Here is a 22930-nt window from a genome sequence, read left to right on the forward strand (position 1 = left end):
GCCCGTGGATTCAAGGGAATCCCGTGTGACGTACCCCGTATGCCCGAGTCCGACCTCGCGGCGCAGGTCGAAGACGTGCTCTCGGTGGACCCCGACGAGTTCCAAGCGCAGGTCGAAGCGGACGCCGAGGTCATCGTCGACGAAATCGACGACGGAACGTTCGACAACCCGCAGGCCATCATCGGCTTCGAGTACGAGTTCTACGCCGTGAACGCCGAGACGTCGGCGCTCCAGCGCGTCCCGCGGCGACTCCTCGAACTCATCGGCTTCGAGAAGGAACTGGGTCTGCACAACGCCGAGATGTCCACGAGTCCGCAACCGCTGAACCCGCACGGACTCGCCGCACAGGAGGCCGAGGTGAAGGCCCGCCTGTCGGCCGCCGAGGACCGGACCGGTTCCGAGGGGATGCGACTGGTCAGCGACGCCATGTGGACCATCCCGCCCGAAGGGGAGACCGCACGACGGTATCTGACCGACAGCGTCGCGGACCGCGGGGTCCGCATCGCCTCGAACATGAGCGACTCGGTGCGCTACCACGCGATGGCCAACTCCGAGGCCAGCGTCGGGATGCGGTTGGAGGCTCCCCACGTGGACCTCGAAGCCGACACCGTGATGCCCGAGAGCCTCATCACCTCGATTCAGCCCCACTATCAGGTGCCCCACGCCCGGGACCTACCGACCTACTTCCAGTACGCGATTCGCATCGCCGGGCCGCTACTCGCGCTCGGTGTCAACTCGCCGTTCTTCCCGCCGGACATCTACGACTCGGACGCCGACCCCGAGGAGATTCTGGCCGACGGGTTGGACGAACACCGTATCGGCGTCTTCGAGACGGTCCTGAATCGGTACGGCGACGACCCCGACAAGGTTCGGTTCCCGCGCGACGTGGCGAGCGTCGAGGAAGCCGTCGAGCGCGTCGTGGAGGACCGCACCATCGTCCCGATGCCGGTGACGACCAGCGACCGATTCGACGACGAGTTCGCCCACTTCAGACTGAAACACGGCACCTACTGGCGGTGGGTCCGGCCGGTGTTCGGCGGGGCCACCCGGTCGGACGCCAACGCCCGCATCGAGTTCCGACCCATCGCGGCCCAACCGACGGTCCGGGACTCCATCGCCTTTCAGGCGGCGTTCGCGGGTCTCGTGGAGTCGATGTTCCGCCGCGAACACCCGGTCCGACACCTCGACTGGGTGGTCGCCAAGGACAACTTCTACGGCGCGGCGAGAGACGGACTCGACGCCGACATCTACTGGATCACCAACAGCGGCGAGGAGACGACCGACCACGAGGCGGTGTACGAGGACATCTTCGCCCACGCGAAGGACGGTCTCCAGTCGCGGGGCCTCAGCGACGAGGAGGCCGCCAAGTACCTCTATCCGCTCCGCCAGCGCGCCCGCCACCGGTTGACCCCCGCGAGTTGGAAGCGGGGGCGCGTCCGCGAGCGACTCGACGACGGCGAGGGCTTCGAGGACGCGGTGTACGGGATGCAGGCCGAGTACATCGAGAGGCAGGCCGAGACGCTCATCGACGGGACGTTCGCCGACTGGGTCGGCCGGGGCGACACCGAACTCGAACGCGAGGAGTGATCCGCAAGCGGGAGTTTCTTGTCGGGTAGCTACCACTCTGACGTATGGTCTCCGCTCTCTCCCGCCGGTCCGCGCTCCTCGGACTCGCGTCGGGCGTGCTTGGCTTCGGCGCGGTCCGGGCCGCCGATTCTGCCGACTCGCTCGGTGACTCCGGTGTCCGGTCGGACTCCGGAACCGGCACCGACCTCGACTGGCCGATGGCGCGATACGACGCCGCGGGCACAGGCTACGACCCCGATGCGTCCGGGCCGAAAGACGGCGTCCGCGTGAAGTGGCGTCGAGAACCGGAGACGTTCTTCGGCGGAACCGAGTCGCCGATTCTGTCCGGTGACACGCTCTACGCGACCGGAAGGGTCCTCCTCGCGCTCGACGTAGCGACGGGCGAGACGCGCTTCGCTCACGAGGGGTCCTACCGGTCGAGTCCGGCACGAACCGACGCCGAGGCCTACACCACAGACACGCTGGCAGTCACCGCTCCGGCGGGCGTGTTCGGCCTGAACGCGGGCGGCGGCATCCGACTGTTCGACCGCGAGTTCGGCGTCGAGCGGTGGCACGGTCCCGGCCGCGAGTCGCGGTTCGGCGTCTTCGGCCCGCCCAGCGCCGTTCCGCCGGTCGCCGCCGATGGAACGATTTACGCCGCGATTCCGGGTACCGAGCACGTCGTGGCGCTCGACGCGAGCAGCGGGCGCAAACGCTGGCGACGGTCGCCCGGCGACGAACTCCGCCGCCCGGCGGTCGCCGACGGGCGACTGTTCGCGGTCAACTGGCCCCATAACACGACCGCCTACGACGCCGAGACCGGCGAGCGACTCTGGCAGGCCGAACTCCCCGAGCAGATGGTCCTCCCGCCGACCGCGACGGGCGATGGCGTGGTCGTGCCCGACCGGACCGGCGTCACGGCGTTGAACGCGACCGACGGCAGCGTTCGCTGGCGGTTCGACCACGGCGGAAACGCGACCGAAGGTGCCGCTGCGGTCGCGGAAGGTCGGGTGTTCGTTCAGTCGGCCGGTAGTGACGGGGCGCTCCACGCCCTAGACCTCGAAACAGGCGAACAGTACTGGTCCGCCCCAGTTCGAGGCGAGGGGACGCCCGTGGTCGCCGACGGCGTGGTCTACGCCCGAGCGTACAACGACCTCGTCGCGGTCGATACCGAAGACGGCACGGTTCGCTGGCGGTACGACTCCCGCCTGCCGCTCTCGACGCCCGCCGTCGGCGACGGAGTGCTGTACGCCGTGGCCCACGGCCGAATCGTCGCGCTGGAGGAGGACCGATGAGCGCCGACTCCTCCCCGGGGAGTTCCAGCGAACCACACGCGGAGAACGTCGCCCGCGAGCGCCTCCCGAATACGTCGGTCTCGGGCGTCCTCGGCGAGTCGGTCGCCCGCGTCGCCACTGACCCTCGACTCGCGCTCCCGTTCGTCGTCGCGGGTCTCGTGCTGACCGCGGTCGGTCGACTCCGCCTCCGCGATCCGATTCCGACGACGATGCCCGACCTCGCGGGCGACATGACCGTCCGCATCGCGTTCCATCTCTACCCATCCGGGCTTCGAGTGACCGGGACGCGCCCCGCGGCGCTGGTGGACCTCGAACCCGGCTATCTGGCGTGGGCGGTGGGGTCGGAGCTCGCGGCCTTCCTCGCGGTGGGCGTCGCGGGGTGGCTCACCCTCTCGCGGGCCGCGGACGCCGGGTGGGGGGTCCGCTCGCCCGGTAGACCACTCGTCTCGTACCTCGGATTCGTCGTCGCCGCCAAAATCTTCCTCCGCTCGTTGGCGGTGTTCGACGGACTCGGCTTGTTCGCGGTCGTCGGACTCGTCGTGTTCGCGGTGGTCTCGGTCCGACTGTTCGCCGCGCCCGCGCTGGTCGTCACGGGCCGCGGTCTCGGCGCGGCGGTTCGAGAGAGCGCTCGGCGTTCGGTCGGTGAGGGCGCGACGGTGTTCGGTCTCGTCGTCCTCTTCGGACTCTCGGCGTGGCTTCTCGGGAGCGTTCCGGTCGTCGGGACCTTCCTCAGTACCGCGGTCGTCGCACCGATTCACGCCGTCTGCGCCGTCGTATTCGTGAAATCGACCGGGGAGCGGCACCGCTAACGTATCGCTATTTGCGGAGAAAAATCGAGGCGAAAAACGCCCGAGCGTCGGGAGAAACGTCGCCGGTTATAGCGCGGCGTCGTAGTCTTCGTAGTCCGAAATTTCGACGCCTTCCTCGTCGATTTCGGCGAGCCACATGCCGTTGCCGGAGGCGGTGTCACGTTCGACCGCGCTCTTCAGCGCGCGGATGGCGACTTCGCGGGCGTCGTCCTGACTGAGGTCCTCGTGGTAGTCCTGTTCGAGGACACCGAGCGCGAACTGCGACCCGGACCCGGAGACGCTGTAGGTCTCTTCGGTCACGCCGCCGAGCGCGTCGTAGGAGTAGATGTGGCCGCCTTCCTCGTCCACGCCGCCGAGGACCGGGACCGTGATGAGGAACGCGCCCGAGCGCAGGAGGTTGCTCGTCAGCGTCGAGAGCGCTTCCATGCTCATGTCCTCGCCGCGGCGGGTCTCGTAGAGGTTGTTCTCGACTTCGAGGTTACGGATGAGCGACTGGGCCGCGGAGACCGAACCCGAGATGGTGAGCGCGCCGGTCGGGTGGACCGCTTCGACCTTCTGGGCGGTCTTCGAGGAGACCATGTGGCCGAGACTCGCTCGCTGGTCGGTGACCATCACGACGCCGTCGGCGGTCGTCAGACCGATGGTCGTGGTCCCGGTCTTCAGTTCTTGGATGTCCTCGGTATCTACCGAGCGGTCCGGAATAGAGCCGATTTCGGGGGCGTACGGGTTCGTATCGTCGGGTTCGAGACGTGCGGCGTTCTGGGAGAACTCTGAACCGTGCATTGGGCTACGCATTGGCTGTTTGTAGTTCGCCAGCACTGATAAAACCCACTCTTCAGGTGAACGACGCCGCCACGCCGCCAGCCGAATGCAGTCGCTGGGCGGGCGAGTACGCCGGTGAAAAATCGGTTCTTACGTCGTCGTTTCGTAGGTCCGTTCGAGTTTGTTCACCACTCTGTGGGCCGGGAGCGTGAAGCCGACCTGTCGGGTGGCGATGGCGAGCGGCAGCAGGAGGATGCTGGCCGCGACGCTGAACTGGTACAGGGCGAACAGTATCGCGTTGTGGAACCGGGTGGGCATCGGAGTTCGTACCTCGAGCGAGGGTCGGCCGACCGTATATAAAAGGATTTCTGAAATATATATTAGATAATGGTCTATGGTGTCGTTTCGTGGCGCTTCCCTCTTGCGATTCAATTACGGTTGCGTTACGTCCAACTGAGGCGGGACGCCGAACCGCGCGGACGTAGGCGTCGGCTTGGCGACGGTCGGTGTACGCATAACTTATGAGGATTATCCGGTTCACGTGCGCGGTCGGCGCGCGGCCGACACGCCGGTCAGACGCGCAGGGTGCTGGCCGTCGGGAAACCGAAAGACACGAACCCTCACGGGACGACTCCCCGATATGAGCAACTATCTCGTTGCGATGGAGGCGGCTTGGTTGGTACGCGACGTAGAGGACATCGACGACGCGATCGGCGTCGCGGTCAGCGAGGCCGGAAAGCGACTGAACGACCAGAGCATGGACTACGTCGAGGTCGAAGTCGGCGCGACCGGATGCCCGGCCTGCGGGGAACCGTTCGACTCGGCGTTCATCGCCGCGGGCACCGCGCTCGTGGGCCTCCTGCTGGAGATGAAGGTGTTCAACGCCGAGGGCGAGGAACACGCCCAGCGCATCGCCAAGAGCGAGGTCGGTGGCGCGCTCCGAGACGTGCCCCTCGAAGTCGTCGAGACCATCGAGTACGAGGAGGACGAGGAAATCGAACTCGGGAAGGACGAGTAGGCGACTCCCGCAGTCGAACTGTTCTCACGCTGATTCTCCCGCCGCGAAGCGACCCTCGTAAGACGGAGCGCGGACGCCGCGACGCGAAACGGTGTTCGAACCCCGGACGGGAGAACGCGGATTTATCGAAGTCGGAGTTCCAGAACGATTTCGACACTCAGGGGTGTGAGACCGCGTAACCGAGGCGGGCGGCGTCCGCCGAACGGTAGTCCGAAGCTTTATTTATAACCCATGGTTATCCCCGAATATGGAACTACCGACGCCCCAAGACCTCCGGGAACGCCGGACCGAACTCGGCCTGACTCAGAGCGAGTTGGCCGACCGCGCGGGCGTCTCTCAGCCGCTCATCGCCCGCATCGAAGGCGGCGACGTGGACCCCAGACTCTCGACGCTCCGCCACATCGTGGACGCGCTCGACGAGTCCGAGGGCGACATCGTCCGCGCGGGCGACCTGATGCACGAGGACGTCGTCAGCGTCGCTCCCGACGACCCGGTGAACCGTGCGGTCTCGAAGATGCAGGAGGAGGGCTTCTCGCAGATGCCGGTCATCGAGAACGGCGTGCCGGTCGGGTCCATCAGTTTCGAGGACCTGATGAGCGTCGGCGAGGACGCCCGCGACCAGCCCGTCAGCGAGTTCATGGGCGAGAGCTTCCCGACCAAGTCCCGGAACGCCACGCTCGACGAACTCAGCACCGACCTCGGCCACAACAAGGCGGTCGTCGTGACCGAGCGCGGCAACACGGTCGGCATCATCACCGAGGCCGACATCGCGGCGCGACTGTCGTGAGCAGTCCGACTGTTCTCCGAGACAGACCGCCCCGGTAGTCGGTATGCGTATCGTTTCCGTCGGCTGATTCTCGTCTTCGTCCGCCGCTTCGCCGAAAATACTCGGTGTCGAGTCGCCGACCTACAGGCCGCTGTAGTCCTTCTGAATCGCACCGAGGGCGCTGACGGTCTGGTAGTTGTCGCTCGGGATTGGCTTCGGACTGTTGTTCCGCTCGATACCGAAGTGGAGGTGCGGTCCGGTCGAGTTGCCCGAGTTGCCCATGCCGCCGATGTGGTCGCCTCGGCTGACTCGCTGGCCGTCCGAGACCGCGAAGCTGTTGAGGTGGCCGTACTCCGTCTCGTAGCCGTTCTCGTGGACGATGTAGACGTAGTTTCCGTAGCCGCCGGAGTCGTAGGCGGTGTACGCGGTTCCGGCGCGCGCGGCGTAGATGGGCGTCCCAACGCCGGTGACGTTGTTGTCGACGTCCACGCCGCCGTGGAACCCGCTGGAGCGCTGGCCGTAGTCCGACGAGATGATGCCGTCCATCGGCCAGACGATGTCGGTGCCCGCGCTGCCGCCGCCCGCGGATGTCAGGTACCGTTCGACCGACCAGCCCCACACGTCGCGATTGAGCCAGTGGATACCCCACCACCTGTACCCGTCCTCGTCGGTCGGCCCGTTGACTATTTCGCCGACCTCACCGGCGTTCACCGTGGCGACGACGGACGACTCCGTTCCCGGTCGCTTTCGCGTGTTCAAACGGGTCGTCGCTTCGACCTGCTCTCCGTCCGTGAACGCGCTCGCGGTACCGCCGAACGCGGCGGTTCCGGCGATTCCCGTCGCGGCGATTCCGAGCGATTTGACGATAGAACGTCGATTGAGTTTCTCTGGCATATCCAGTTCCAACCTACTCTCGGATGGATTAATTTTTTTCGGTGTGAGGAAATTAATTTAGGTAGTTTGAAGATGCCAGTGGTTGCTGTCGCCGCCGTGCAGGTTCTAAGCGTGGGCAGTCCCGCGATATCGCGGTCCGTCGCGCGCGAACGAGACGTCGGGAAAATACCGAACCAAGTCACCACTCTACACACGAAGAATTATCCGGTCCGGTTCCGTGAGTTCGCGGTATGACAGGCTTCTCCGACAGGGTCGAGCAGGTCTCCATCAGCGGCATCCGCGAAGTGTTCGAGGCGGCGGGCGAGGACGCCATCAACCTCGGACTCGGACAACCCGACTTCCCGACGCCGGAACACGCCCGGCAGGCCGCGGTCGAGGCCATCGAGGCCGGGAAGGCCGACGCCTACACCTCCAACAAGGGGACGCGCGAACTCCGGGAGGCCATCAGCGCGAAGCACGACCGGGACAACGACTTCTCGGTCCCGCCCGAGAACCTCGTCGCCACTTCGGGCGGGAGCGAAGCGCTCCACATCGCGCTGGAGGCACACGTGAACGCGGGCGAGGAAGTCGTCTTCCCCGACCCCGGATTCGTCTCCTACGACGCGCTGACCCGCCTCGCGGGCGGCGACCCCGAGCCAGTTCCCCTCCGAGAGGACTTGACCTTGGACCCCGCGACTGTCGAGGACGCCATCACCGAGGACACCGCGGCGTTCGTCGTCAACAGTCCCGCGAACCCGACCGGCGCGGTCCAGAGCGAGGACGACGTGCGGGAGTTCGCCCGCATCGCCGACGAACACGACGTGCTGTGCATCTCCGACGAGGTGTACGAACACATCGTCTTCGACGGCGACCACCACTCGCCGATGGCCTACGCCGAGTCGGACAACGTGGTCGTCGTCAACGCCTGCTCGAAGACCTACTCGATGACCGGGTGGCGACTCGGGTGGGTCGCCGCCAGCGAGCGCCGCATCGAGCGCATGCTCCGGGTCCACCAGTACGGGCAGGCCTGCGCCAGTGCCCCGGCCCAGTTCGCCGCCGAGGCCGCGCTCTCCGGACCGCAGGACCAAGTCGAGGAGATGGTGGCCGCCTTCGAGGAGCGCCGGGACGTCCTCCTCGACGGTCTGGCCGACATGGGCATCGACTGCCCGACGCCTCGCGGCGCGTTCTACGCCATGCCGAAGGTGCCCGACGGGTGGGTGGACGAGGTCATCGACCGCGGCGTCGTGGTCGTCCCCGGCGACGCCTTCGGCGACCACGGCGACGGGTACGCCCGCATCTCCTACGCGACGGACATGGAGACGCTGAAGGAGGCCATCGAAGTCATGCGCGAGGCGACGAACGCGGTCCGATAGAGACGGGGACTCCTCGGTTTCGAGGGTAACTGGCTCCGTCTTGCGCTCCGCTTCGGTGAAATTCGGGTGCCGAGAGACCTCTCGCACCGGTTCCGGCGACCGAGTCGGTCCCGTTACCGCCCTGAGATTTTATGCGTCTTGCCCCCGTCTACTGCTATCATGCCTATCTCGCGCCGGGAGTCCGGCATCGCGCCCGCGGTCCGCGCACTGGCGTCTCAGGTCCACCCCGTGTTCATGCTGCCCCCGGTCGCCTGCTCGCTGTTCGGCGGCGTGCTGGCGGGGGCGTTCGCTCCGCTTGCGGGGGCGCTTCACACGACGGCCATCTTCGCGGCGGTCTACACCGCCCACATCAAGGACGGCTACGTCGATTTCTACCTCCGCGACGAGGACGACGACCACCCGCTCTCCGAGCGCGGGTGTAAGGCCGCGCTCGCCGGTTCGACCGCGCTGTTCGCCGCCTGTATGGCGGGTCTGTGGCTCAGGGTCGGTCTCGGCGCGGTCCTGCTGACGCTCCCGACGTGGCTGGTCGCCTACCACCACGCCCCGCAGTTGGACACCAACCCCGTGACCGCCACGACCGGCTACCCCCTCGGCATCGCGCTCGCCATCCTCGGTGGGTACTTCGTGCAGGCCGGAACGCTCGCGCCAATCGCGGTCGCCTTCGCGGCGGTGTTCCTCGTCCTGCTCTCGGGCGTGAAGGTCATCGACGACGCGCAGGACTTCGACTACGACAAGTCCATCCAGAAACGGACCGTCGCGGTGACGGTGGGACCGCGACGCGCTCGGACCGCGGCCTACGCGCTGATGGCGACCGCGCTCGTCCTCGTCGTCGCGCTGACCGCGCTCTCGGTCTTTCCGCCGAGTAGCGTGGCCGCTGTCGCCGGATTCGGGGCGGTGGCGGGCGTCGCTCGCCGCGCCGACGCGGAACTGGCGACGATGCTCCTCGTCCGGGGGTCTTACGTCTTCCTCGCCCTGTTGCTGGTCGCGGTGTGGTTCCGGCCGTTCGCGTGAAGATTCGACGTTCGAGGGAGTGGACGCGTCGGCGGTCTCGGCGTTGTTCCGAACCTGACCGACCGAGACGACGTCCCCGAGACCCGCCACGCCGGAGGGAGGTCGAAATCTGCGTTTTCACGCCGCCCCGGAACGGTAATCCGGAACGCGCTGGAGAAACGGTCCCGTGCGCCCGCCGAAACTCGGGTTACGACGGGTTAGACCCGACTTAGTTCCGAGGTAGTCCATCGTTCAACGCTGAACGATAGCCGCGTTTCTTTCCGAACTCGGTAGTGGCTCCGACGAGGTGTTTCGATGACACGAAAGCTAATCATCGTAGCGATAGTAGCGATGCTCGCCATGGGAACGTCGGCGGCGCTGGCGCTGGGTGCCAGTCCGCAGGCGACCACAGACGCGACCATGGCACAGGAGACGACCACGGCAGTCGGCCAGACGACGACAGTGGCAGAGACGGCGAACGTCACCTTCCAGAACCAGAGTTCCAACGGTAGCGCCGTCGTCGTCGAGCGCGTGGTCGTCCCCGAGGGCGGCTTCATCGCGATTCACGAGGCCGAGAGCGCCGCTCAGATGACCGAGACTGAGATGGCCACCGAGACGGCGATGGAGACCCCGACCGCCGCGGCCGGTGAGGCCGCCCAGCGGTACACCGCCGGTGCGGTCATCGGGAACTCCACGTACCTCGAACCCGGCGTCCACGAGAACGTGACGGTCCAGCTCGACCAGCCGCTCGAAGAGAGTCAGGTGCTCATCGCGATGCCCCACCTCGACACGAACGACAACCAGCAGTACGAGTTCCCGGAGGCCGACGAACCCTACACGCAGGCCGGTCAGGCCGTCACCGACTGGGCCAACGTGACCGTCGAAGCGGGCGCGGCCGTGACGACGACTGCGGCGGGTGCTCAGACCACGACCGAAGAGATGTAACACCCGAGTGCGATTCGGCGATACTACTTCGACCTTTTTTCGACGGCCGACACCGCGTCGGTGTGCAGTAAAGCGACGTTCACAGCGAGTATCGAGTCGTTCCGCGCTGAACGATTGATACGCTCTTCCCTCCATCCGACGTGTGTCCGCGCGGAGCGACACATGACACGAAAGATAGCGGTTCTGGCGGTCGTCGCGCTGGTCGTCGCCGGAACGTCGGCGGCGCTCGCGGCGAGCGGCGGACCGTCCGCCGCGACCGACGACGCAACGCTCGCACAGGAGACCACGACGGTAGCGGAGGACAACGAGACGGCGGCGGAAGACGGAGAGACGACGGCCGAACAGGAGACGACGACGGCGGAAGGGCAGGTCGGCGCCGAGAGCGCGCGCATCACCTTCCTGAATCAGAGCGCGGGCTTCACTTTCACCGGGGGAGAGCCGAACCAGACGACGGTGCTGATTGAACGCGCCGTCGTCCCCGAAGGCGGCTTCGTCGTCATTCACGAAGCGACGAACGTCTCGGGCGAGTTCGCCACGGAGGGACAGGTCTCGGTCGGTGACGTGGTCGGCAACTCCACCTACCTCGAACCGGGCGTCCACAGCAACGTCGTGGTGGAGTTGAACGAGACAGTCAACGAGAGCAAGACGCTCGTCGCGATGGCTCACCGCGACACGAACGACAACCAGCAGTACGACTTCCCGGAGGCCGACGAACCGTACACCCGCGGCGGGTCGCCCGTCATCGACACGGGGTACATCATCGTCGAGTACGACGTGATAGACCTCACGTTCGGCGAGACGACCACGGCAGCGGCAAACGAGACGACGACGGAGACGTGAGGAAATCGGACGCTGACGGACGACGGGTACTCCGATTCTTTCGGTCGTTTCGGTCAGGTTTCAGGCGAGCGCCACAAGAACGACTCCGAGGACGGAGAAGACGGCACCGAGAACCACTGCGAAGACAGCGTACGCCGGAATCGAAGTCGCCTCAGGGTCACTCGTGAGGACGTTGTACATCGACACGACGACCATTCCGCCGCCGCCGAACGTCATCAGAGCGACCGGAACATCGACCCCGTCCGCGGCGGAGGACAGAAGGGCCTTCGACCCGAATGCCGCGCCGATAATCGCCATCGAACCGTGGTAGAGATGGAACCGATGCACGGACACTATTCACGACAGACAGCTTAGGTATCGTTCTTTCGGTGGAGCGTTCCCGACGCTTCACTCGTCGGCGAGTGCCCGACACCGCGCGACCCACTTCTCGTCGAAGTCGTCGTCGTTCAGCACCCGACCCGCGAGGTCCGCGATTTCGGTGACGCCCGCTTCGTCGCACCACCGGACGCACTCCCGGTAAACGTCCATCGGCAGGTCGTCGGTGTCCCGAACGACTCGGAGTTCGTCGGCCCCCGAGAGAGAGGCGGCGAACGCGCGAGTGTGGCCGTCGGTCAGCGTCCAGTCACCGCCGATTTTTCGGACCGGCAGGGGGTCGTAGTTCGGGTCCGCGAAGTCGAACCACTGGGTCACGAAGGAGAGTTTCAGGCCGTTCAGGTAGAGTTGGCTCGGTCGCGGGCGGTCGATGGCGACCGAGAAGGATTCGGGACTCTCGCACGCGGCGTCGCAGTCGTCGGACTCGGACCCGTGAGTGTCGGTCACGTCGAACCCTCGGACGCCTCAAGATTTAATCGTTTGTCACTCACACGTTCGGTATGGCAACGGAGAGTCGCGACTCCGAGGCGGCACCGACCGACGCGGAGGGACCGTGGGCGCACGAACAGGCCGTCGTCGGCGACGTGCGACTCCACTACGTCGCGGCGGGCGACGAGGACGACCCGCTGGTGGTCCTCCTCCACGGGTTCCCGGAGTTCTGGTACTCGTGGCGACACCAGATTCCGGCGCTGGCCGACGCCGGATACCGGGTCGTCGCGCCCGACATGCGGGGGTACAATCGGTCGGAGAAGCCCCACGGCGTCCGGAGTTACCGAACCGCGGAACTGGTCGGCGACGTGGTCGGTCTGGTCGAACACTTCGACCGTGAGCGCGCCCGCGTCGTCGGTCACGACTGGGGCGGCGTGGTGGCGTGGGAGACGGCGATTCGCCACCCCGAGGCGGTCTCCCAGTTGGGGGTCCTGAACGCGCCCCACCCCGAGCGGTATCGGCGGGAACTCCGGCGCAACCCCGAGCAGTGGAGTCGGTCGTCGTACGTCCTCTACTTCCAACTCCCGTGGCTTCCCGAGCGGACCCTCGGTGCCCGTAACTGTGCGGGTGTCGCGGAGATGTTCCGGGAGACGGCGGGACCCGACACCTTCAGCGAGACCGACCTCCGGCGGTATCGAGAGGCGGCGTGTCGGCCGGGCGCGCTCACGTCGGCCCTCGACTACTACCGGGCGTTCTTCCGCGAGAACCTGCGGCGGGAGGCGCGGAGACTGGTCGGCGGCGGACCCCCCGACCGCCGAGTCCGAGCGCCGACGCTCCTCGTCTGGGGCGAGCGCGACCCCGCGCTCGGCGTCGAACTGACGGAGGGACTGGAGCGGTGGGTCCCGGACCTCCGCGTCGAGCGACTGCCGGAGGCGACCCACTGGGTCCAGAACGACAACCCGGACGAGGTGTCGGACCTGCTGGTCGAGTTCTTCGAGGCGTGACTCACTCGGTCGTCCCTTCGGGGAGTCGGACAAGTTCCTCCGGGTTCTGGAACGCCCAGAGGACGAGGTCGCCTTCCAGTCGCTGACTCCGAAGGAGTTCGTGGGCGGTTCCGCGGTCGATGTCGCCGATTATCTCGACCGCGGTCAGGAGTGCCTCCTGTGAGACGCCGAGGTCGCTCTGGTCGATTTCGACGCCCTCGGGCGCTCGCACGCTCTCCAGCATGACTTCGACGTACTTCGGGAGGTCAGTGCTTCCCGCGAGTTGCTCGTGCCACGACGGGGGGTAGATACTGACGTTCTCGTCGAGTTTGTAGAGTCGCTCGCCCGACTGCCACGTCCGGGCGTCGGTCAGGCGGTCGTCCAGCGAGGTCTGGAGGCGGTCGAGGTCGTACTCCAGTTCCTCGGCGTAGGCCTCCGTGAGGTCGCGGGGGACGCCGGGACCCTCGACCGGGTGGTGACGCTCGAGGAACCTGACCAGTTCCTTCGCCGTGAAGTACTCGTCGTGGTGGGAGAGACGTTCTACGAGGTCGGCATCGACGGCTGGCATACCCACTCTGGCAACGGGGAGCGGGAAAAACGCCGCGTAAGGTTTCAGAGGGGTTGCGGCGATAGGGAACTGCTCGCGTCGCCGTCCTCGCGATTCGACCGCAGTTCCCTCGTCGCCGCCCTCCCGGTTCGACCGCAAATCGCGGGTAGTCGTCGCCGACGCCGACTCACTTCGCGGTGCTGACTATCTTCACCACGTCGCCCTCCTCCAGTTCGTAATCGTCGCTTATCTCGCGGTTGGTCTTGCCGTTGACGGCGTGGAGGTAGCCGTCGCCGATGTCGCTGTGGACCGCGTAGGCGAGGTCCTTGGGCGTCGAACCGCGGCGCAGGAGGAAGGCGTCGGGCAGGACGTTGCCCTTCGCGTCGGTCCACTTGGTCTCGTTCTGGACCGGGTAGGCCGTAATCCGGTCGAGCAAGTCGTACACCGCGTAGTTCAGCGATTCCTGAACGCCCGTGCCGCCCCACTCCCGCATGACCTCCCGAATCTTCTCCAGTCCGGCCTGCTGGTCGTCGCTCAGGTCCCCGACTATCTCGAAGTCGTCGTCGCCGGGGTCGTAGTCGATAGCGCCCGCCTTCTCGGCCTGTCGGAGCGCCAGTTCGCCCTCCGCGGTGGCCGGGATGACTGGCTTGCCGGTCTCCTTCAGGCGCTCGATGTTCTCGGGCGGTGCGACGTCGGCCTTGTTCGCCACGAGGATGATGGGCTTCGTCCGGGCGCGCACGTCGCGGGCCAGTGCCTCGCGGTGGTCGTCGGTCCACTGGATGGGGTCCTCGGGGTAGTCGAGTTCCCGGAGACTGGCGGCCACGTCGGCCTCCGTCGCGCCGAACCCGGTCAGCATGTCGGCCAGCGCGTCGTCGATGTCGAAGTCGGGCGACCGCGACTTGCGCTCGACGCTCTCCCAGTTGCGCTCGACGATGCTGGCGAGCCACTGGTCCATCTCCTCCTCGATGAAGTCCACCTCCTCGACGGGGTCGTAGCTCCCGATTTCGACGGGTTCGCCCTCCTCGTTGGTGCCGCCGGAGGCGTCCACGACGTTGACGATGGCGTCGGCGTTGGTCAACTCGTCGAGGAACTGGTTGCCGAGGCCCCGGCCCTCGTGCGCGCCGGGGACGAGTCCGGCCACGTCGAGCAGCTCGATGGGGACGTAGCGCTTGCCCTCGTGGCAGTTCTCGTCGCCGCAGCGCTCGTCGCGTTCGAGGCAGGGACACTCCGTCCGGACGTGGCTGACGCCGCGGTTGGCGTCGATGGTCGTGAACGGGTAGTTGGCCACGTCCACGTCGGCCATCGTCGCGGCCTTGTAGAAGGTGGACTTGCCCGCGTTGGGCTTGCCCGCCAAGGCGATGGAAATCATGCGAGAGACTACCGGCGTGTCGGGGATTTGCCTTTCGGTTCCGCGGATTCGTCGGCCAAAGCGGAGGCGCGGAACCGGCGTCGAAGCGACGCGGAGTCTCGAAGCGGCGGTTGGCCACAAGACGCTACACGAGTCGCGTCGTACCGCCTGTGGCCATGACCGCAGTGAAAATCGTCAAGATAACCGGTTCGGCGGAGGAATCGTGGCAGGCCGCCGCCGAGGAGGCGTTTCGCGAGGCCAGCAAGACCATCGACGACATCTCCGGGGTCGAAGTCGAGGACTGGACCGCAGACGTCGAAGACGGCGAGATTTCGGAGTACCGCGCGACCGTCGAGGTGGCGTTCCCGGTCCACGACCAACAGCGCCAGTAGAATCAGTAAATAGACCCGTCTTTTCGGTAGAGTTCGGACTCTCGCCCGGACCGGAACTCGTCCGATACGGACTACTCGAAATATCCCCGGGAGTGCGGAGGTCCCGGTCAGCCGCTCGTCGTCTGGTTTCCAGCAGTCGTAGTCGCCTCCTCTTCAGTCGTCGTGGTCCCTTCCGCGTCGGTTGCCGTGGTCGTCTCCTCGGCGGGAGTCGTCTCGGTCGCTTCACCCCCGCCCGTCATCTCCTCGGGGGTGTAGACGTAGAGGCAGTCGTTGGGGAACGACCGGCCGTACTGGTCGGCGTCCTCGCAGCAGAGGACTCGCCCATCGTCCATCACGAACACGTTGTCGATGTTCAGCAGGGCGTCGTTGGCGACGTCGGCCGGGTCGGTCGCGTCCGGGCCGACGATAACGGGTTCCAGCGTCGAGATGTCGTAGTCGTCTTCGAGTTCCGCCCGGTAGACGAGACCGCCGTCCACCCGGTCGAGGTCGACGTCGCCCGCTTCGTCGGACATCCCGTCGTTGACCTCCGAGACGCCGACGTAGACGTAGTCGCCGGGTTCCGCGCCGTCCCTGCTGTCGATGCCCTCGCTCTTGCGGAACTCGACGGTCGCGCCGATCTCCTTGGCGGCCGCGCGGGTTTCGAGGAAGGGGACGCGCCGGAGTTCCTCGTCCACGTTGCTCGGTCCGTTCTGCTCGTACTGTCGCGCCCACCGGACGACGTCCTCGTCCGGGACGTAGTTCTGGTTCCCCTGTTGCACGACGGTCTTGTCGGCCTCCTCCAGCGCCTTCTGGACGTCCTCCTGCCAGTCCGTGTCGGCGTGGGTTTCGAGGTAGTCCACCTGATCGACGTCGTCGTACTCGGCTATCCACGACTCGACCTCCGCGTTGGTCGCGCTCCCCATCTCCAGCCACTCGACTTCGAGCGGAACCTCGGCGGGCGGGTTGTCCGCGGCGGCCTGCTGGTTGGTCACGTTCGCGGCGTAGAGGGTCCCCGAGAGGTTCATCGGGTCGTCGTAGCTCGGAATCGGCTGGTCGGCCACGAACTTGTACAGCCCCTTGTTGTCGCCGTCCGAGGTGAGGTACACCGTCTTCTCGTCGGCCTGCACGTCGGGGCACTCCCACGCCGCCCGGCCCATCACGTGGTACTTCACTGGCTGGGGCGTCTCGGCGGTCGGCTGCCGGAAATCGACGATGCGGCCGTATCGGTACGGGTTCGGGTACGGACTCCCGACGGGACGCAGACTCGTCTCCGGGTCCACGTCGTCCGCCAGTTCCTCGTTCTCGTCGGCGGCGTCGGCACCGAGGTAGTACGCCTGTATCTCCAGACCCGCCAGCGCCCAGTACCCTTGGACGAACCACGCGTCGTCCCCGTAGTACTTCTCGACGGCCTCCTGAATGTCGCTGGGGTTCGGCCGATTGTAGAACTGGGCCGCGCCCCGGTGGTCCGGTCCCTCCGAGTCGCCGACGACGTCGCTCACGGTGGTCGTCAGCGCGACCCGCGGGTGGGCGTAGTCTTCCTCGGCCGAGAGGTACGTTCCCCACGGGCTGAGGTCGCCGTAGCAGTTGATTCGGGTCCCGCCGATGCTCCGCAACGCCTCGGTGTTGGCGAGGTTGACCGCGTTCTCGAGGTCGGCCTCCCACCGCCCCTGCCCCTTCCGACTGACGGGGATGCGGGTCACGTTGCCCGGACTCTCCTCCCAGTTGGTGAAGAGGTAGCCCCGGGTCTCGGCCTCGTTGGTCGGCACCAGTCGGTTACAGTCCGGGTTGTACCCGAAGTTGCCGTACCGAGCGCCGGGGTACTCCTCGACAGCGAGGTCGTCGGGCGTGACCGGCATGCCGAGCGTCCCGTTGCCGCCGATGTTGTCGCCCTCCTGCGCCAGCAGTTCGTAGGTTCCACCGGCGACGCGGACCTGACCTTGGGCCTCCTTCGAGGTGGGGACGCCGAGTACGTCGAACTCGCTGCCCTCGCTGAAGTTGTACCCCCGCACGTACCCGATACCGGCCTTGTTGAACGGTGCCGGGTTCTTCCGACTCGGATGCTGCAGGCTGAAGAACAGCGTCCCGTTCGCGCTGACCTCGGGTCCCGTCACTTCCGCCCCCAGCGCCGTCGTCGCGAATCGTTTTATCTCCCCCTTCACGTGCGGCGCCTTCGGCGTGTCCGCGTCCTCGTCTTGGGCGACCCCGGACGCGGCGGACACGCTGGCACCTAACGTCGCTGCGACCGACGTGGCCATCAGCTTTCGTCGAGTGAACTCGACCATGCGGCGTCAACTCTCGACGTGCCGTTGAAAATAATTTTCTAGTAGCAACCAATACGTCTCCGGAGAAAATGAACTGCGACGGCGCTTCGGTAGAGGCTCCCGACTCCCGGTTCGCTCGGTGCCGGACCTCGTTGCCGATACAGAACAGATTCCTCACTGACGTGTCTGCGATTTGCGAGCTATCAGTACCCGTCGGCCCGGGGAGGCAGGCGACGCCGGGCGTCACTCCATGTCGCGCTCCGCGACGCCCTCGCGTATCTCCTCGGCCCGGTCGCGGACCCACGAGACGTACCGGTCTATCTTCGTGGGTTTGACGCCGTAGAACGACGCCATCCAGTTGCGGTCGATGCCGGGTCGCGTGAGGAAGTACGCCGCCATGGTGTCCTTCCCGGCTTGGATGACCTCCGGCGGAACGCCGCGCTCGCCGGTCCCCTCCTCCTGAAACCCGTTGGTATCGAAGTAGACGTCGGCGTAGAGTTCGGCGGTGTCCGGGTCGTCGAACTCCGCGCCGACGTGTTCGGGGGCCTCGAATCGGTATCGAGCGCCGGGGTCGCCCGGTCGTTCCACCGCGACGATGCGCACGTCCAGAACGTAGTCCCTGTACACCGACCGTTCGCCGTCACTGGCGTCTGGTTGCTCTGATTCTGCCATGGTTCGGCTATCGTTGGCTCCCCCATCGCGGAGGTGACTGCCGACGATTCGCGCCGTCGGTCGGGAACCACGTACGACGGCCCGGATGTTGAGCGTATCGGTTGTCCGAGTAGAAACGGACGTAGAAGTGCGGCACGAGGCTCTCCGACCGGTTACAGTTCCACGGCCATCATCACTTCGTCCACGTAGTCGTCGTCTATCTTGTAGTGGTTCTCGCGGACCGCCTCGGTCTCCCAGCCGTGTTCCTCGAGGAAGGCGATGGCGTCGTCGTTCGCGGAGGGGACGCTCTGGTAGACCTTCTCGTACCCATTCGACGCCGCCCACTCCAGACCGCGTTCGAGCAGGTGGCTCCCGACGCCGTGGCCGCGGTAGTCGGCCAGCACGCCGACGGTCAGTTCGGCGGTGTGGGCCAACTTGTCGAGTTCCGGCGCGTAGAGGTGGACCCAGCCCACGACTTCGTCTCCGACCGTAGCGACGAAGAACATCCGGGACTCTATCTCGTTGTGTCTGAGCAGGGCCTCGTCGTGGTCTATCTCGTCGGCGACGCTCTCGGCGACGATGTAGCTCCCCTGCTCGGCGACCCGGCGTATCGCGCCGACGATGCCCGAGAGGTCCTCCTGTCGCGCGGGTCGGATGACGAACTCGAAGTCGTCCACGTCGTACTCCTCGGCGGCACCCTCGTCGAACGAGGCCCGCAACTTCCCGTCGCGCTCCTCCAGATAGCCGTCGCGTTTCAGGATGGCGACGTGGTGGCGGAAGCCGCCGGGGTCTATGTGGAGTCGGTCGCGCACGTCCGCGGCGTCCACCGCGCCGTGGCTCTCGACGTACTCGTAGACGCGTTTGCGGTCCTCGTGTTCGAACTCGATGGCCTCCGAAAACTCCATGGTTAATGATAACACACTCCGAGGTCACTTAATTGTTTCTCGCTGTTGACCCGCGTATCGGGCGTCTGTCCGGTCGTTCACCGCGGTGCGACCCGGCCGATCCGGCGATCTACTCGCGCGTTCTCCAGTGGACCGTCCGGTCGCGCTCCGGCACGCCCGTCAGGAGTCGAGCGCTCTCGACCACGTCCCGGGTCTCGACGACTGCCTCGGCCACCTCGCGCATCGTGAACTCGGCATCTATCTCGCGGCCGTGACACCGGGCGTAGAGTTCGAGCCAATCGTTGGCGGCCCGCTCCAGACTGTCCATCTCCTCGGCGTCGAGGGGGGCGAACTCGCCGGTCCGGGCCTCGACGTACACCGACACCGCGTCGCCGACGCCGTCGCGGAGGTAGCGCAGTGCGCGCTCTCCGTCGGGCGGGTCAGCGGGCAGGTCGAAGCCCCGGCGGTCGGCGCGGGCGCGCTCGGCCAGCGCCTCGATTCGGTCGCGGTAATCGCTCATGACCGAGACACGGGCGCAGGAGCGGGCGAGGTCATCCGACTACCCCTCCCTGAACTCGACGCCCTTGCCGCCGCGGGGGTGTTCCCAGTCGGTGTCGGCGACCACCGCGCAAGTGCCGCACTCGACGCAGGGTTGGGTGTCGAGGCTGACGCGTTTCTCCTCGGTCCCGTTGGTCTTGACCGTCTCCTCGCGATAGCACCCGCCGCCGAAGTCCTCCGCGCTGACCGGACAGGCGTACACCGCCGCACCGCTGGCCGCCATCGAGTCGTCCCGGAGTTCGATGTGGGGGTTGCCCACGTCGGTGTCGTAGGTCAGGTCGCCGATGCGCGCGGCGAGGTCCTTCGGTTCGTAGTCGGCCTCGCCGGAGACGCGCTCGCCGAGTTCCTCGGCGATGACGGTCGGGAGGGTTACGTACGGCGTCCGGGTGTCGGGCACGATTTGGGAGAGCGTCGGCGACGAGTAGAGTTTCTCCAGCGTCCCGCCGAACAGCGAGACGGCGGTCCGGCCGACCGACGAGGTGAGTATCGAGTCGGTCAGGTCCGTCACCGGTTCGCGTTCGCCGAGGGCGCTGGCGACCCGGTACCCCCTCGGTCGGAGTTTGCCCATCACGCCCTCCTCGCGGAGTTTTCGCTCGTAGAGGTCGCCCGCCTTCCCCGGACTCCCTCGTAACTTGGCCTCGGCGAAGGCCTCGCCCGCGAGCGCCCCGGCGGTGACCGCGTGGTTCATTCCCTTGATGATGGGACCTTGGGCCTGCATCTGCCCGGCGGCGTCGCCGACGACGAGGAGGCGACCGCGGTGGGGCGCGGGGTGGGCGGCCTTCTTCGAGTCGGGGACCAGTTTCGCGCTGTACTCCACCTCGTCGTAGTGGCCCTCCAACCAGTCGGCCATCAGGGGATGGGTGAGCAGGTTGTCGAGCAGTCGGTGGGGGTCGGCCTCCTCCGCGACGATGCTGTCGAGGTGGAACACCGACCCGACCGACAGCGAGTCCTCGTTGGTGTAGACGAACCCGCCGCCGCGGACGTCCTCGAACAGGTCACCCGAGAAGAGGTGGGCCTCGCCTTCGTCGTCGTTCACGCCGAACCGCTCGGCGATGACGTCCTCGGGCACGTCCACGACCGCCTTGACTCCTTGGAACCACTCCTCGGGGTCCTCCCAGTCCATCAGGCCCGCGTCGCGGGCGAGTTCGGAGTTCACGCCGTCGGCCGCGACCACGACGTCGGCCCGGATGGGGTCGAGTTCGTCGCAGGTCACGCCTGCAATCTCGCCCTCTTCGCGGAGGAGACCGTTGACCCGCACGTCGGTCAGGAGACCGCCGCCGGTCTCGCTCGCCATCTCGTGGACCCGGTCGGCCACCCACGAGTCCATCTTCCGGCGAAGCACCGCGTCGGACCACTCGGTGTCGTGTTCGTGGAGGTCGGTGATGTCGAAAGTCTTGACCTTCTCGCCCGCGACGTTGTGGAGGTAGTAGTCGGTGACCGGACGCTCCGTGGCTTCTTTCCGGAAGTCCGGGAACAGTCCGTCTATCGTGTAGGGCGCGGACTCCTCGGCGTAGACGAGGCCGCCGGTCACGTTCTTCGACCCGGCTTCGACCCCGCGTTCGAGCACGAGGGTCTCCACGTCGTTGCGCGCCAGTACCGCCGCCGCCGCGGCCCCGCCGGGTCCGGCCCCGACGACGACCGCCTCGTAGTGTTCGTAGTCGTCAGTCATCGCTGGCCTCCGCTTTCGTCGTCAGTTCGCCCGCCTCGACGGATTCGGTGAGGCGGGGAAGCACCTCGAACAGGTCGCCCTCGACGAAGTAGTCGCTGAAGTCCCGGATGCGCGCGTCGGGGTCGGTGTTGACGGCCACGATGGTGTCGGACTCGTCCATCCCGACCTTATGCTGGACCGCCCCGGAGATGCCCGCGGCGACGTAGAGGGTCGGTTCGACCATCTGCCCGGTTTCGCCGATCTGGCGTTCCTCGGCCACGTAGTTCGCGACGTGCCCGTCCACGTCGTAGGAGGCCGTGACCACTCCCCGCGAGAGTCCGAGTGCGGCGTCCTCGAAGGCGTCAACGAGGTCCAGTCCCAACTCGATACCCCTCGTCGGGTCGTCGCCGATGCCGCGGCCGAGCGCCACGACGACCTCGTGGCCGGTCAAGTCGACGCCCTCGTCGAGGCGGTCGAACTCGGTCACGTCCACCCGGAACCAGTCGTCGGGCAGGCCGAGGTCGTGTTCGATCACCTCGCCCTCGCGCTCGTAGTCGGGGTCGATGGGGTCGAAGCTCCCGGGAATCACCGAACAGCCCTGCGGGTGGAACTCCCGGCCGGGGTTGTCCAGACAGAGGATGGTCGAGTACTCGAAGCCCGAGAAGTCCGGGCGCTTCATGTGGAGGACGCGCTCGAACTCCACCTTCTCGCCGGGTTCGCCCGTCTTCACGGGGTTCGAAATCAGTTCCTCCTCGATGAACAGCCCCGAGCAGTCGCTGGCCAGTCCGGAGTCGAGTTCGGCCTGCACCTGCGCCGAGAGGTCCCGGCCGTTGTTCGTCGCCGGAAAGAGGAAGTACCGTGGCTTGTCGTAGTCGCGCCAATCGGCGGTGGGTTCGCTTCCGGGGTCGCCGGTCTCCCAGTTCGGGGGGTCCGCGCTGCCCCTCGCCATGTCGGCGACGATTTCGGTGTAGGGCTTGTGGCGGAACCGCTCCAGTCGGTCGTCCTCGTGGTAGACTGCCACGTCCGCGCCGTAGGCGACGACTTCCTCGATGAGGTCGGTCGTCGCGCCCTCGTCGCCCACGAGGACGCCGACGACGCGCTCCGACTCGTCGTAGTCGGCGTTGTAGGTGTCCATCAGGTCGCGGGCCTTGCCGAGCATCTCCTTGGACACGTCGAGCAGTTCGCCGCCCTGCGTCTCGCAGTAGACCCACATGTCGCGGTAGTCGCCGCCCTTCAGCGCCCGGACGTGCTTCTTGTCGCGGGTCCGGTCCTCGACCTCGTAACTGACTTCCGCCTCGCTCTCACCTTCCGGTTCCTCGCTACCCGTCGCTTCTTCGGGGGCGTCCGTGCCGCCCTCGTCCGCGTCCTGCGACTGCGTCGCAGGGCTCGATGAGCTTTGCTCATCGGCGTACTCCTCCTCGTGGTCGGTGTCGGCCGGTTCGACCTCCGTCTCTTCCTCCAGTCGGTCGATGCGGCGCTGGATGGCCTCTCTGGCGGTCTTGCGGTCCTTTCCCTCCTGTTCGGCCGCCAGCACGGCGTCGAGTTCCGAGGGGTTCTCGACCGCCGCGAGTTTGTCCTTCAGTTCGTCCACGGTGTACTCGGTCGGGTCGAGGTCCGCGTCGGCGTTCTCGTCGGCCACGG

General features: G+C 66.6%; 24 protein-coding genes. 11 read left to right on the forward strand and 13 right to left on the reverse strand.

Going from position 1 to position 22930, the window contains the following annotated elements; genetic code table 11:
• Positions 1 to 39 precede the first annotated feature (39 nt).
• From NGM06_RS12430 to NGM06_RS12440, 3 genes are read left to right on the forward strand one after another with little or no spacing between them, the layout of a single operon-like run.
• A complete protein-coding gene (locus tag NGM06_RS12430) occupies positions 40 to 1587 on the forward strand; it encodes a glutamate-cysteine ligase family protein (RefSeq protein ID WP_254267267.1) in 1548 nt (515 codons plus the stop codon).
• Positions 1588 to 1631: 44 nt separating this feature from the next.
• The gene (locus tag NGM06_RS12435; protein WP_254267268.1) at positions 1632 to 2861 is read left to right on the forward strand and encodes an outer membrane protein assembly factor BamB family protein; all 1230 of its coding nucleotides are present in this window, start codon (positions 1632 to 1634) and stop codon (positions 2859 to 2861) included.
• Entirely contained in the window at positions 2858 to 3670 is an 813-nt protein-coding gene (locus tag NGM06_RS12440) for a hypothetical protein (protein ID WP_254267269.1), read from the forward strand. Before NGM06_RS12435 ends, NGM06_RS12440 begins: the two co-directional genes overlap by 4 nt.
• A gap of 66 nt (positions 3671 to 3736) precedes the next feature.
• On the opposite strand, the gene psmB is transcribed toward NGM06_RS12440, so the two are convergent.
• Positions 3737 to 4465, reverse strand: coding sequence for an archaeal proteasome endopeptidase complex subunit beta (gene psmB, locus NGM06_RS12445; protein WP_163521487.1), 729 nt, complete (start codon positions 4463 to 4465; stop codon positions 3737 to 3739).
• Positions 4466 to 4582: 117 nt separating this feature from the next.
• Positions 4583 to 4750, reverse strand: a complete 168-nt coding sequence (locus NGM06_RS12450; RefSeq protein ID WP_254267270.1) for a hypothetical protein — start codon at positions 4748 to 4750, stop codon at positions 4583 to 4585.
• 322 nt (positions 4751 to 5072) lie between these two features.
• On the opposite strand from NGM06_RS12450, the gene NGM06_RS12455 reads away from it, so the two are divergent.
• Together NGM06_RS12455 and NGM06_RS12460 are read left to right on the forward strand one after the other, a co-directional pair.
• Positions 5073 to 5450: a DUF555 domain-containing protein gene (locus NGM06_RS12455; RefSeq protein WP_163521488.1), complete on the forward strand. Its 378-nt coding sequence runs from the start codon at positions 5073 to 5075 to the stop codon at positions 5448 to 5450.
• Between the two features lie 247 nt (positions 5451 to 5697).
• Positions 5698 to 6237 (forward strand): CBS domain-containing protein, encoded by a 540-nt coding sequence (locus NGM06_RS12460; protein WP_254267271.1) that lies wholly within the window; start codon positions 5698 to 5700, stop codon positions 6235 to 6237.
• A gap of 120 nt (positions 6238 to 6357) precedes the next feature.
• Here NGM06_RS12460 and NGM06_RS12465 read toward each other — a convergent pair whose 3' ends face one another.
• A complete protein-coding gene (locus NGM06_RS12465) occupies positions 6358 to 7110 on the reverse strand; it encodes a M23 family metallopeptidase (protein ID WP_254267272.1) in 753 nt (250 codons plus the stop codon).
• Positions 7111 to 7340: 230 nt separating this feature from the next.
• Here NGM06_RS12465 and NGM06_RS12470 point away from each other — a divergent pair, with 230 nt between their 5' ends.
• The 4 genes from NGM06_RS12470 (at position 7341) to NGM06_RS12485 (ending at position 11237) form a co-directional block, all read left to right on the forward strand.
• Positions 7341 to 8462: a pyridoxal phosphate-dependent aminotransferase gene (locus NGM06_RS12470; protein WP_254267273.1), complete on the forward strand. Its 1122-nt coding sequence runs from the start codon at positions 7341 to 7343 to the stop codon at positions 8460 to 8462.
• Positions 8463 to 8621: 159 nt separating this feature from the next.
• Positions 8622 to 9473 (forward strand): UbiA family prenyltransferase, encoded by an 852-nt coding sequence (locus tag NGM06_RS12475; RefSeq protein ID WP_254267274.1) that lies wholly within the window; start codon positions 8622 to 8624, stop codon positions 9471 to 9473.
• Positions 9474 to 9767: 294 nt separating this feature from the next.
• On the forward strand, positions 9768 to 10397 hold the full coding sequence (locus NGM06_RS12480; protein ID WP_254267275.1) for a DUF7282 domain-containing protein: 630 nt from the start codon (positions 9768 to 9770) through the stop codon (positions 10395 to 10397).
• A gap of 162 nt (positions 10398 to 10559) precedes the next feature.
• Entirely contained in the window at positions 10560 to 11237 is a 678-nt protein-coding gene (locus NGM06_RS12485) for a DUF7282 domain-containing protein (protein ID WP_254267276.1), read from the forward strand.
• A 60-nt stretch (positions 11238 to 11297) separates the two neighbouring features.
• Here the strand turns inward: NGM06_RS12485 and NGM06_RS12490 are convergent, their stop codons facing one another.
• Together NGM06_RS12490 and NGM06_RS12495 are read right to left on the reverse strand one after the other, a co-directional pair.
• The gene (locus NGM06_RS12490) at positions 11298 to 11564 is read right to left on the reverse strand and encodes a hypothetical protein (protein ID WP_254267277.1); all 267 of its coding nucleotides are present in this window, start codon (positions 11562 to 11564) and stop codon (positions 11298 to 11300) included.
• A 60-nt stretch (positions 11565 to 11624) separates the two neighbouring features.
• The gene (locus tag NGM06_RS12495) at positions 11625 to 12056 is read right to left on the reverse strand and encodes a hypothetical protein (protein WP_254267278.1); all 432 of its coding nucleotides are present in this window, start codon (positions 12054 to 12056) and stop codon (positions 11625 to 11627) included.
• Between the two features lie 53 nt (positions 12057 to 12109).
• Between NGM06_RS12495 and NGM06_RS12500 the strand changes: the two genes are divergently transcribed.
• Positions 12110 to 13042, forward strand: coding sequence for an alpha/beta fold hydrolase (locus NGM06_RS12500; protein WP_254267279.1), 933 nt, complete (start codon positions 12110 to 12112; stop codon positions 13040 to 13042).
• 1 nt (position 13043) lies between these two features.
• Here the strand turns inward: NGM06_RS12500 and NGM06_RS12505 are convergent, their stop codons facing one another.
• Both NGM06_RS12505 and NGM06_RS12510 read right to left on the reverse strand, forming a co-directional pair.
• Positions 13044 to 13589: a hypothetical protein gene (locus NGM06_RS12505; RefSeq protein ID WP_254267280.1), complete on the reverse strand. Its 546-nt coding sequence runs from the start codon at positions 13587 to 13589 to the stop codon at positions 13044 to 13046.
• A gap of 166 nt (positions 13590 to 13755) precedes the next feature.
• On the reverse strand, positions 13756 to 14937 hold the full coding sequence (locus tag NGM06_RS12510; protein WP_254267281.1) for a redox-regulated ATPase YchF: 1182 nt from the start codon (positions 14935 to 14937) through the stop codon (positions 13756 to 13758).
• 155 nt (positions 14938 to 15092) lie between these two features.
• On the opposite strand from NGM06_RS12510, the gene NGM06_RS12515 reads away from it, so the two are divergent.
• The gene (locus NGM06_RS12515) at positions 15093 to 15308 is read left to right on the forward strand and encodes a dodecin family protein (protein ID WP_254267282.1); all 216 of its coding nucleotides are present in this window, start codon (positions 15093 to 15095) and stop codon (positions 15306 to 15308) included.
• Between the two features lie 107 nt (positions 15309 to 15415).
• Here NGM06_RS12515 and NGM06_RS12520 read toward each other — a convergent pair whose 3' ends face one another.
• The 6 genes from NGM06_RS12520 to NGM06_RS12545 form a co-directional block, all read right to left on the reverse strand.
• A complete protein-coding gene (locus NGM06_RS12520; RefSeq protein ID WP_254267283.1) occupies positions 15416 to 17569 on the reverse strand; it encodes an alkaline phosphatase PhoX in 2154 nt (717 codons plus the stop codon).
• A gap of 222 nt (positions 17570 to 17791) precedes the next feature.
• Positions 17792 to 18220 carry a hypothetical protein gene (locus NGM06_RS12525; RefSeq protein WP_254267284.1) on the reverse strand — a complete coding sequence of 143 codons (429 nt, stop codon included), beginning with the start codon at positions 18218 to 18220 and terminating at the stop codon, positions 17792 to 17794.
• 152 nt (positions 18221 to 18372) lie between these two features.
• Positions 18373 to 19104: a bifunctional helix-turn-helix transcriptional regulator/GNAT family N-acetyltransferase gene (locus NGM06_RS12530; protein WP_254267285.1), complete on the reverse strand. Its 732-nt coding sequence runs from the start codon at positions 19102 to 19104 to the stop codon at positions 18373 to 18375.
• A 109-nt stretch (positions 19105 to 19213) separates the two neighbouring features.
• On the reverse strand, positions 19214 to 19603 hold the full coding sequence (locus NGM06_RS12535) for a DUF8055 family protein (RefSeq protein ID WP_254267286.1): 390 nt from the start codon (positions 19601 to 19603) through the stop codon (positions 19214 to 19216).
• A 39-nt stretch (positions 19604 to 19642) separates the two neighbouring features.
• Positions 19643 to 21310: an FAD-dependent monooxygenase gene (locus NGM06_RS12540; protein WP_254267287.1), complete on the reverse strand. Its 1668-nt coding sequence runs from the start codon at positions 21308 to 21310 to the stop codon at positions 19643 to 19645.
• Positions 21303 to 22928 (reverse strand): electron transfer flavoprotein subunit alpha/FixB family protein, encoded by a 1626-nt coding sequence (locus tag NGM06_RS12545; protein ID WP_254267288.1) that lies wholly within the window; start codon positions 22926 to 22928, stop codon positions 21303 to 21305. Before NGM06_RS12545 ends, NGM06_RS12540 begins: the two co-directional genes overlap by 8 nt.
• Positions 22929 to 22930 lie beyond the last annotated feature (2 nt).

This window comes from Halorussus aquaticus, assembly GCF_024218795.1.
Taxonomy (GTDB): Archaea; Halobacteriota; Halobacteria; order Halobacteriales; family Haladaptataceae; genus Halorussus; species Halorussus aquaticus.